The organism is Salinirubrum litoreum (assembly GCF_020567425.1).
Taxonomy (GTDB): Archaea; Halobacteriota; Halobacteria; order Halobacteriales; family Haloferacaceae; genus Salinirubrum; species Salinirubrum litoreum.
This window is the reverse complement of sequence record NZ_JAJCVJ010000001.1, coordinates 691166-701047: the sequence shown is the minus strand read 5'-3', so window position 1 is coordinate 701047 and position 9882 is coordinate 691166. Positions and strand designations below refer to the sequence as shown.

Annotated in this window: 10 protein-coding genes; 7 read left to right on the top strand and 3 right to left on the bottom strand. The window is 68.8% G+C overall.

Annotation, left to right across the window (positions count from 1 at the left end; all coding sequences use genetic code 11):
- Positions 1-101: 101 nt before the first annotated feature.
- The 5 genes from LI337_RS03365 (at position 102) to LI337_RS03345 (ending at position 4445) form a co-directional block, all read left to right on the top strand.
- Positions 102-662: a DUF7344 domain-containing protein gene (locus LI337_RS03365; protein ID WP_227228304.1), complete on the top strand. Its 561-nt coding sequence runs from the start codon at positions 102-104 to the stop codon at positions 660-662.
- Between the two features lie 271 nt (positions 663-933).
- Positions 934-1485, top strand: a complete 552-nt coding sequence (locus LI337_RS03360) for a DUF7344 domain-containing protein (RefSeq protein WP_227228303.1) — start codon at positions 934-936, stop codon at positions 1483-1485.
- A gap of 66 nt (positions 1486-1551) precedes the next feature.
- A complete protein-coding gene (locus LI337_RS03355) occupies positions 1552-2139 on the top strand; it encodes a thymidine kinase (protein ID WP_227228302.1) in 588 nt (195 codons plus the stop codon).
- A 6-nt stretch (positions 2140-2145) separates the two neighbouring features.
- A complete protein-coding gene (locus tag LI337_RS03350) occupies positions 2146-2760 on the top strand; it encodes a YIP1 family protein (RefSeq protein WP_227228301.1) in 615 nt (204 codons plus the stop codon).
- Positions 2761-2882: 122 nt separating this feature from the next.
- Positions 2883-4445 carry a uracil-xanthine permease family protein gene (locus LI337_RS03345; RefSeq protein WP_227228300.1) on the top strand — a complete coding sequence of 521 codons (1563 nt, stop codon included), beginning with the start codon at positions 2883-2885 and terminating at the stop codon, positions 4443-4445.
- Positions 4446-4498: 53 nt separating this feature from the next.
- On the opposite strand, the gene LI337_RS03340 is transcribed toward LI337_RS03345, so the two are convergent.
- Positions 4499-5020, bottom strand: coding sequence for a DUF7097 family protein (locus tag LI337_RS03340; protein WP_227228299.1), 522 nt, complete (start codon positions 5018-5020; stop codon positions 4499-4501).
- 328 nt (positions 5021-5348) lie between these two features.
- Between LI337_RS03340 and LI337_RS20055 the strand changes: the two genes are divergently transcribed.
- Positions 5349-5684, top strand: coding sequence for a DUF192 domain-containing protein (locus LI337_RS20055; RefSeq protein ID WP_345777735.1), 336 nt, complete (start codon positions 5349-5351; stop codon positions 5682-5684).
- Positions 5685-5821: 137 nt separating this feature from the next.
- Positions 5822-7360, top strand: coding sequence for a (R)-citramalate synthase (locus LI337_RS03330; RefSeq protein WP_227228297.1), 1539 nt, complete (start codon positions 5822-5824; stop codon positions 7358-7360).
- 12 nt (positions 7361-7372) lie between these two features.
- Here the strand turns inward: LI337_RS03330 and LI337_RS03325 are convergent, their stop codons facing one another.
- Positions 7373-8563 (bottom strand): outer membrane protein assembly factor BamB family protein, encoded by a 1191-nt coding sequence (locus LI337_RS03325; protein WP_227228296.1) that lies wholly within the window; start codon positions 8561-8563, stop codon positions 7373-7375.
- Complete coding sequence (locus LI337_RS03320) at positions 8563-9774, bottom strand: outer membrane protein assembly factor BamB family protein (RefSeq protein ID WP_227228295.1); 1212 nt, start codon at positions 9772-9774, stop codon at positions 8563-8565. Before LI337_RS03320 ends, LI337_RS03325 begins: the two co-directional genes overlap by 1 nt.
- Between the last annotated feature and the right edge of the window lie 108 nt (positions 9775-9882).

Genomic DNA, 9882 nt, shown 5'->3' with positions numbered 1-9882 from the left:
TAAGCCCCGATTTAGCGTTTCGAAACGTACATAATACTGACAATCGGTCAGGGAAAACAATCGGATACCTTCTTTTGCTACAGGGCGAACATTACTCCGAGATGAGTTCTCAAGGGGTCCGGCAGGACGGGGGAGGTCCTGCACACAGCGAACTCGACGAGGCCGACATCCACGACGTGTTGCGAAACGACCGTCGGCGGCTGGTGATCGAGCGACTGCAGGAGGTCGAGGACAGTAGCGAGAGTGTCCGGGAGTTGTCCGAACGGATCGCGGCCGAGGAGTCTGGGGAGTCTCCGCCGCCGCGAAACATTCGCCAGAGCGTCTACGTCTCGCTCCACCAGACACACTTGCCGAAACTCGACGACCTCGGGATCGTCGAGTACGATTCGGACTCGAAACGGGTCCGGTTGGCGGAGTGTGCCGACGAGGTGGCCGTCTACATGGAGGTCGTTCCACAAGACGGGATCTCGTGGGCCGAGTACTACCTCGGGGTGGGCTTACTCGGACTGGGACTGTCGGTCGCCGTCGCGTCCGGGATGCCGGTCCTGTCGGGGATGCTCGGCACCGTGTTGGTCGCGCTGTTGTTCCTCGTCCTCGTCGTCTCGTCGCTCTACCACGTGTCGAACCAGGAGGAGACCGTACTCGACAGGCTTCGGGAGTGAGTCTGGCGCGGTCGACCCGATCCTCGATGATCGGTCGGCGTCGAATCCCGGCGGCAGTCGAGCGATCAGTGGTACCTACGCCGAAAGCGAGCCGACCTAAGCGTGGAAGTGACTGGCTACCAGTCGGCCGCTGTCGGTATTCACGTTATACTGAACCTCCGACTCCGCGTCGGGGTGGTATGCACGGAGTTGGCTCGGTTGCGTCGAACAGGCGGTGTACCCGACAGGACGGAGCCGAGGGACGCCTCGATCCAGACAGCGACGAGGTCGTATGGCGGTGACAGACAGACTCGACGAGAGCGAGGTGTACGACATCCTCCGGAACGACCGGCGTCGGTTCGTGATCGAACACCTCAAGCAGAGCAGTGGTCGCGCGACGGTCGGGTCGCTCGCGGATCAACTCGCGAGCGAAGAGTCGGGCGAGTCGCCCCCACCGAAGAACGTCCGGCAGAGTGTCTACGTCTCGCTCCACCAGACGCATCTCCCGCGACTCGACGAGGCCGGCGTCGTCGCCTACGACCCCGACTCTAAGGAGGTGGAACTGCTCGACGGTGCGGACGCCGTGACAGTCTACATGGAGGTCGTCGAGGAGTACGGCCTGTCGACCAACGAACTCTACGTCGCGCTCTCCGTGCTCGGCCTGCTCTCGGTGCTGGCTTCGCTGGTGGCGGTGCCGGGGTTCGGCTGGGTGGCTCCGACACTCGTCGGGGCCGGCTTCCTCGCGATCATCGCGCTCACCGCCACCTACTACGCGATCCAGCAGGGAGACGGCTTCTTCGAACGATTCCGCCGGGGAGACGGTCGCCGAAGCGGTGGCGGGTAGCGCCGTACCCGCTCGCCCGCAGGCGAACCAGCAACCGTTTTACCGGTCGCGTCACCGGTTGGGTGCATGCACGCTATCACCAACTCCGGGTGGGTGGAGGTCATCACCGGGAGTATGTTCTCGGGGAAGACGGAGGAACTCCTCCGGCGACTCCGCCGGGCCGAGATCGCGGGCCAGGAGATCGCGGTGTTCAAACCTGCAGTCGACGACCGCTACGGCGAGGCGACGATCGGGACCCACAACGGTCGCCAGTGGGACGCCGAGGTCGTCGAGTCGGAGGGCGACGGCGTGTGGTCGATCACCGACGCGATGAACGGGGAGCAGGTCGTCGCCGTCGACGAGGCGAACTTCTTCGACGAGACGCTCGTCGCGGTCTGTGAGGCACTCGCGGCCGACGGGCGGCGTGTCATCGTCTCCGGGACCGACCAGACCTTCCGGGCGGAACCGTTCGAGCCGGTGCCACAGTTGATGGCCATCGCGGAGTACGTCGACAAGTTGCAGGCGATCTGTTCGGTCTGCGGTGAGCCGGCGACGCGGAACCAGCGACTCATCGAGGGCGAACCGGCCCACGCCGACGATCCGACGATCATGGTCGGGGCCGAGGAGTCGTACGAGGCGCGGTGTCGCAACTGTCATACGCTCCGACGCGAATAGTAATCCGTGACGACGTGGGTCGAGAATCCCAGCGGCGGCCGTGATCGCGGCCCGCGCGGACTGGCGCGAGCGTGGGTCGAGGTACTGCTCCGTCCCCGCCGGTTCTTCCGGAACGGGGTCGCACCAGGCGATCAGGCGCCGGGCCTCTCGTTCGCGGTCGCGGTGTCGCTGGTGTACGTCCTCGGACTGTTCGCCTTCCAGCCGAGCTACGTCCCCGATCTGGGCGGCGGGACGGCGGTCCCCTTCGTCCTGTCGGTGCTGGCGGTGGCGCTGGTCATCGCGCCGGCCACGCTCCACCTGACCGCCGCACTGCAAACGATCCTGTTGATCGCCACGGTGCGTGATCGGGCGGGCGTCTCCGAGACGGTGCAGGTGATCGCCTACGCGACCGCACCGGCGGTGGTCGCGGGGCTTCCGTTCCCCGAGGTGCGGATCCTGGCGACGCTGTACGGCGCGGCCCTCCTGGTGATCGGCCTGGCGACGGTCCACGGGACGACGCTCGGCCGGGCGGCGGTCGCTGGCGCGATCCCGGCGACACTGGTGTTCGGCTACGCCTTCCGGGGACTGACGCCGCTGGTCGCGTTCGTGGAGGGTGTGCTGCGGTCGTGGTACATCATCTGAGGCGGATCGACTCCGCTCGGTCGTGGACTCCGCCGTCACAGACGTCCCTCGGCCGACACGACCTCGGTCGGGAGAGTTGGATTTATCACCTCGCTTCACATCGCACCGAGCGACTCACGCGCATGAGCGAAGAGAACACGTCGGAATCGAGTTTCGTGGAGTACGGTATCGACGACAGACCACCCCTGCCGACCTCGCTGTTGCTCGGGGTGCAACACTACCTCACGATGGTCGGCGCGAACATCGCGGTCCCACTGATTCTCGCGGGCGCACTCGGAATGCCCAGCGAGATCGTCCCGCAGTTCGTCGGCACATTCTTCGTCGTCTCCGGCATCGCCACGCTGGCTCAGACGACGATCGGGAACCGCTACCCGATCGTGCAGGGGGCACCCTTCTCGATGCTCGCGCCCGCGCTGGCCGTGATCGGGGTCGTACAGGCCTCGAACCCCACCGGGCCGGCGTGGCAGGCGGCGCTCCTCCAACTGCAGGGGGCGATCATCGTGGCCTCGCTCGCCGAGGTCGCGATCGGCTACTTCGGCCTGCTCGGTCGCCTCCGGCGGTTCATCTCACCGGTCGTCGTCGCCCCGACGATCGCGCTGATCGGACTGGCGCTGTTCAACACGCCGCAGATCACGGCCGCGACGAACGACTTCTGGCTGCTGGGCCTGACGCTGGGGCTCATCATCCTCTTCTCGCTGTATCTCGACACGAGCCACCGCATCTTCGATCTGTTCCCGGTCCTGTTGGGCGTCGTGACCGCGTGGGCCATCGCCCTCGTGCTGTCGCTCGCGGGCGTCTACACCTCGTCTTCGCCGGGGTACGTCGCCTACGGACAGGTGCTGTCCGCGCCGGCGATCATGCCGATCTACCCGCTCCAGTGGGGGATTCCCGAGGTCTCGCTTCCCCTCGTGGTCGGGATGTTCGCCGGGGTCGCCGCCTCGATGGTCGAGAGTTTCGGTGACTACCACGCCGTGGCCCGTCTGTCGGGACAGGGCGCACCCTCGGAACGCCGGATCAACCACGGTATCGGCATGGAGGGGCTGATGAACATCGTCTCCGCCTCCTTCGGTGGCTGTGGCTGTACCTCCTACTCCGAGAACATCGGTGCCATCGGCCTGACCGGCGTCGCCTCGCGGTACGTCGTCCAGATCGGTGCGGTCGTGATGCTGTTCGTCGGCTTCGTCGGCTACTTCGGACAGGCGGTCGCCACCATCCCGAACCCCATCGTCGGTGGGCTCTTCCTCGCCATGTTCGGGCAGATCGTCGCGGTCGGCCTGTCGAACCTGAAGTACGTCGATCTGGACTCCCAGCGCAACGTCTTCATCGTCGGCTTCGCGCTCTTCGCTGGCCTGGCGGTCCCGGCGTACATCAATGGTCTCGGCGCGGCCGCCCCCGACGGTGTCACGGCCTCGGCGTTCTTCCAGCAGGGTCTCGCGGGTATCCCGGTCGCGGGCGTGCTCCTCGGGACCGACATCGTGGCGAACACGCTGTTCGTCATCGGCGGCACGGGGATGGCGGTCGGCGGCCTGGCCGCGTTCGTGCTGGACAACACCGTCTCCGGGTCGCGTGACGAACGCGGCCTGATCCAGTGGGAGGCAGTCGTCGAGGACGACGAGGCGTTCGAGTCCGCGTGGGACCGCGTCAGAGGGCGTGATCGGCCCGACGGTGGCTCGAAGGCCGACTGAGACCGCTCGCGTCCATACCGACTCGACCGAGCCCCGCGCGACACCGCTCGCTCTCACTCCGATCCAGAGTCGTACCGCTCTCTCGCAGACGAGAACCCCATCTCGTCGAGTTCCTTCCCCCGGCGTTGTTCGCGCGCCGCGATGGCCTCCGGATCGGGCGACACGTCGTCGTCGATGCGGGCGAAGGAGTCGTGGACCTTCGCGTGACACCACCGACAGAGGCGTACCGTGATCTCGTGGCTCGTCGCCGAGCCGTCGCCGTACGACAGGTGGTGTTCTTCCAGGAGTGGCCGGGCGTCCTCGTGGGCCATGCGGACCTCCTCGAGCCCACACCGGACACACTCCCGGTCGCGTGGGGTCCACCGGTAGTGCGGACAGTCGCGCCAGTCGCAGTCTTCGTCGCCGGCGACACAGGCGTAGTCCTCGGCCCGGCGCGCCTCGGCGAACTCCGGGTCGTTGCCGGCGTGCTGGAGTGCGTAGCGACACCGGCCGTCGTCGGTCAGGTGGTCACAGCGCCCCGCGACCGCGTAGGGGTCGTCCACGCCGACCGAGGTCCCGGTGGGCGTCTTCTCCATGCCGGAGTCTGAGTCCGCATCGCAGTTGAACCTACGGACTCCGGTCGGACGGCGAAGTGGCCAGCGGGCGGTCCCGGAGCCGCACCGCGCAACCGTTTTGTCGGGTGCGTGAGAAGCCCGCAGTGTGCGACTGATCCACGTCCCGGCGCAGGTCACCCCTCCGGAGCCCACCGAACCCGGCGTCGGCGAGCAGATCACCGAGGAGGTCGCGGCCGTCGAGCGCCGCGCCCGACCGGACGAACGCCCCGACGAGGCCGAGCGTCGGCGCGCGCAGGCCGCCGAGGCCGCAGAGGAGGTGACCGAGCGCATCGCCGACCACCCCGCCGAGGTGGACGAACCCCGAGAGCGCGTGCTGGCCGAGGAGGTGGACCTCGCCGAGGGACCGCTCTCGCAGGCCCGAGGGTTGATGTTCCGGCGCGCGCTCCCCGAAGGCTCGGCGATGGCGTTCCGGTTTCCGGACCCGCGCGGCAGGAGCCTCCACATGCTGTTCGTCCCGTTTCCCATCGACGCGGTCTGGACCGTCGGAGACGAGGTGACGAAGGTGAGACGCCTCCGGCCGTGGGTCGGACTCGGCTGGGGGACCGCCGACGCCATCTACGAACTGCCGGCAGGGACCGCCGACGCGGTGGAACCGGGCGACACCGTGAAACTGGTCGAGGAGTGAACCGTCACGGCGACCGCCCGCCGGCGGCGTGACCTGTCGGCGGGACGACTGCTGGAACCGGTCGGACAGCAAGAACTGTCACAACAGCCGGTTTAAATACCGTGCCAGTCAGAGACAGGGTAGAGCAGCAATGACTCGTGATCGATTTATTCGGGGGCTCCCCCGAACTACCCCCTCTCACTGACCGCGACGCGGTACAGCTTCTGGATACCACCCTGCGCGACGGCGAACAGGCACCCGGCGTCTCGCTGACGCCCGCACAGAAGGCCGACATCGCCCGCGCACTCGACCGGGCGAACGTCGACTACATCGAGGCCGGCAGCGCCTGCACCGGCCAGGGCGAACGCGAGACCATCCGCCGGGTCACCGACCTCGGTCTGGACGCGACCGTCACCAGTTTCGCCCGCGGCGTCCGCAACGACGTGGACCTCGCCGTAGACTGCGGCGTCGACGGCGTCACCATCGTCGTCCCGGCGAGCGACCGCCACGTCGAGGACAAGGTCGGCACCTCCCGCGACGGCGTCGTGGAGACGACCGCCGACCTCGTGGCGTACGCCCGCGACCACGGCCTCTGGGTCGAGGTCATCGGCGAGGACGGCTCCCGGGCCGACCTGGACTTCCTCTGCCGACTCGCCGAGACCGCCCACGACGCCGGGGCAGACCGGTTCTGCTTCGCCGACACCGTGGGCCACGCCAGTCCCGAGGAGACCTTCGAGGCCGTCTCCCGACTCGCCGAGTTCGGCCCGACCTCGACGCACACCCACGACGACCTGGGCCTCGCGATGGCGAACGTCCACGCCAGCCTCCGGGCCGGCGCGGACATGGTCCACGCGACCGTCGACGGCATCGGCGAACGCGCCGGCAACGTCGCACTGGAGGAGGTCGCCATCGCGCTCCACCACTGCTACGACGTGGAGACGGTGAACCTCGACGAACTGTACGACCTCGCCGAACTCGTCTCGCGGGCGACGAAGATTCCGCTCCCGCCGAACAAGGCGGTCGTCGGCGAGAACGCCTTCACCCACGAGTCGGGCATCCACACCGACGGGACGTTGAAGGACGACGCGATGTACGAACCGTACCCGCCCGAGACGGTCGGCCGCGAGCGCCGGCTGGTCCTCGGGAAACACGCCGGGCGCGCCGGCGTCCACGCCGCCCTGCAGGAACACGGCGTCGACGTGACCGACGAGGAACTGTCGGCGGTCGTCGACCGCGTGAAGGCACTGGGCGACCGGGGCAAGCGCGTGACCGACGCGGACCTGCTGACAATCGCCGAGGACGTGCAGGGCCGGGAACGCGACCGCCGGGTCGAACTGCTGGACCTCACCACGGCCTCCGGCGGCGGCATCCCGACCGCCAGCGTCCGCCTCCGCGTGGACGACGAGGAGCGGGTCGCCTCCGGCACCGGGTCGGGACCGGTCGACGCCGCCGTCGAAGCAGTCCGGGGCGCACTCGGCCCGCAGGCCGACGCCTCGCTGGACTCCTACCACGTGGACGCCATCACGGGCGGGACGGACGCGGTCGTCACCGTCGAGGTGGAGATGTCCCGCAAGGACCGGACCGTCACCGTCGCCGCCTCGGACGCGGACATCACGCTCGCCAGCGTGACGGCGATGGTCGACGCACTGGATCGGCTGCTCGCCCGCGACGCGGCGGACGTGCCGGCAGACGACTGACGCTCTCCGAACTCAGTCGACCCGAGCGACGGTGCCCGCCTCGGTGCCGACGAACAGACTCTTCCCGGCGACCGCCGGCGGCACTCGCACGGGACCGTCTACCTCGACGTCCCACTCGGTGATCCCGTCGTCGACGTCGACTGCGAGGACGGTTCCGGCCGAGTCGCCGAGGTAGAGCATCCCACCGGCCAGCGCCGGCGTCGTCGTCTCCTGTGCCGACAGCGGCGTCTGCCAGAGGTCGTCGCCACTCGTCGCTCTGAGCGCCCGGAGTCGGTCGCCGGCGACGAGCGAGAGCACGCCGTCCGCGACGACCGGCGACCCCGGCACCCCACTCGGCAAATCTCGCTCCCACTGCACACCGCCGGACGTCGGCTTCGTCGCCAGCAGACTCCCGCCGTCGGTGGCGAGGAACACCGACCGGTCGGTCGCGACCGGCGGCCCGGCGACGCTCCCGCCGAGCGATCGCTTCCACGCTCTGCGACCGTCGCGGACGCCGTAGTAGCCGTTCGTCGCCCCGAGCGTGATCCGGTCGGCCGTCACGGTCGGGGACGCCACCCCGCCGAGTTGCGTGTACGGCGCGGTCTCGTACTGGACGGTGCCGTCGAGTCCGACGGCCGCGAGCGACTCGTCGGCGACCGCGACGTAGACGGCCCCCTCGGCGACCGTCGGCGGACTCGTCGGAGAGCCGTCGAGTGCGGCCGACCACTGCTCCTCGCCGGTCCGCACGTCGAGTGCTCGGAGGCCGTCGTCGGCGACGACGAGAGAGCCGTCGGCGTAAGCCGGCGCGACGTTCGTCCTCGTCGGCACGCGCCACCGGACACTCCCGTCGGCGACCGCGAGGGAGACGAGTTCTCCCGCCTCGGTGGCCACGAAGACGGCGCTGTCGGCGACGATCGGTTCGCTGACGACCGGTGCGTCCAGCGTGGTCGTCCACGCGACACTGCCCTCGCTCGGACCGGCGTCGGTCGTCCGGCCGAGGTGTCGCGGGCCGGCCCGTGTGGTCGGCCACGGCCCGGACGCTCTCGGCGTCGGCGGCGGCCCGGTCGGTGTCGGCGTCGGCGTGGATGTGGCTGTCGGCGTCTGTTCGGTGCGGGTCGCTTCCGTGTCGGACCCGAGACAGCCCGCGAGTCCGCCGAGGCCGACTGTGGCGAGCGTGACGCCGGTCCGCCGGAGGAGTGTCCTGCGGGACTGAACTGGCGGCATCACTCGAAGGCGAACAGCTGTCCGGAGTCGGAGCCGATGTAGAGTCGCCCGCCCGCCAGCGCCGGGTCGGACTGGATCGTCATCTCGGCCTCGTGCTTCCAGAAGATCGTCCCGTTGTCGGGACTGATCGAGTAGATCGTCCCGCTGGTCGTGGCGAGGTAGATCGCCTCGTCGGTGATCGCCGGCGCGACGAGACAGGTGTTGTCCAGCCCGGTCTCCCACACCTTGTCGCCGGAGCCACGCTGGAGTTTGTGGAGCGTGCCGCCGGCGGGGACGTACAGCGACCGGTCGTCGAGCGCCGGCGAGGCCGTCGCGCCGCCGTTCAGTCGCGTCTCCCACTCGGTGTTGCCGGTCTCCTTCGCGACTGCCAGCCCCTTCGCCGAGTTCGTCCCGACGAACAGGTACTTGTCCCCGACGGTCGGCGCGCCGACGATGCCGCCACCGATCTCTTTCGTCCACTGGCGCGCACCGTCCTGCATGGCGAAGAAGGCGTTCTCGCCGCCACCGTACACCTGTCGACCGTCCGCAGACGCCTCCTGCAGGCCGCCGAAGTTGAACGGGACGCTGTCCCACCGGACCGAGCCGTCGCCGACGGTCAGGCCGTAGTACACCTGCTTCCCGGAGGCGACCATCGCGGTTCCGGCGGTCGTGGTCACGTCGGTCGCCGCACCGCCCTTGAGGCGCTTGCTCCACTGCGTGGCTCCGGACTCGGCGTCGACCGCGACGATGCCGTTCTCGGTCGGCACGAGGACGGTCTTCTCGTGGTACGCGACCGAGTGTTGTACCTGTCCACCGACACCGGTTCGCCACAGTTCTTCGCCGTCGTCGAGTGCGACCGCGACGAGTTGTTTGTTCGCGGTCGTGAACAGTCGGTCGCCGGCGACCGCCGGTCCGGACCGGATCTTCCCCCCGAGTTGCTGTTCCCAGCGCACCGACTCGCGCGGCGGGCCGGCAGCGGCCTGCCCGGTCGCACGCGGACCACCCTGCGTCATCGGCCACTGGCCGGTCCGCGTCATCGTCGGTGTCGGCGTCTCGGTCGGTGTCTCCGTTCCGTCACTGGTCGCCGTGGTCTGTGTCTCCCCACCCCCACCGCCGTTGCCCCCGTTGGAGCGTGGCGTCGCGGTGTCGTCGCCGCCACCCAGACAGCCGCCGGCGAGCCCCAGTCCGGCGACGCCGAGCGCCCGTAAGACGGCGCGTCGCTGTCGCGTCATACTTCTCGTGACACGAACCACTCACAATATTGTTCCGGTGAGTTTCACGTCGTGAAGACGGCTACTGCGGGGGACTTCCGCTTCGAAAGGAAAGCGAACCAGCAATCG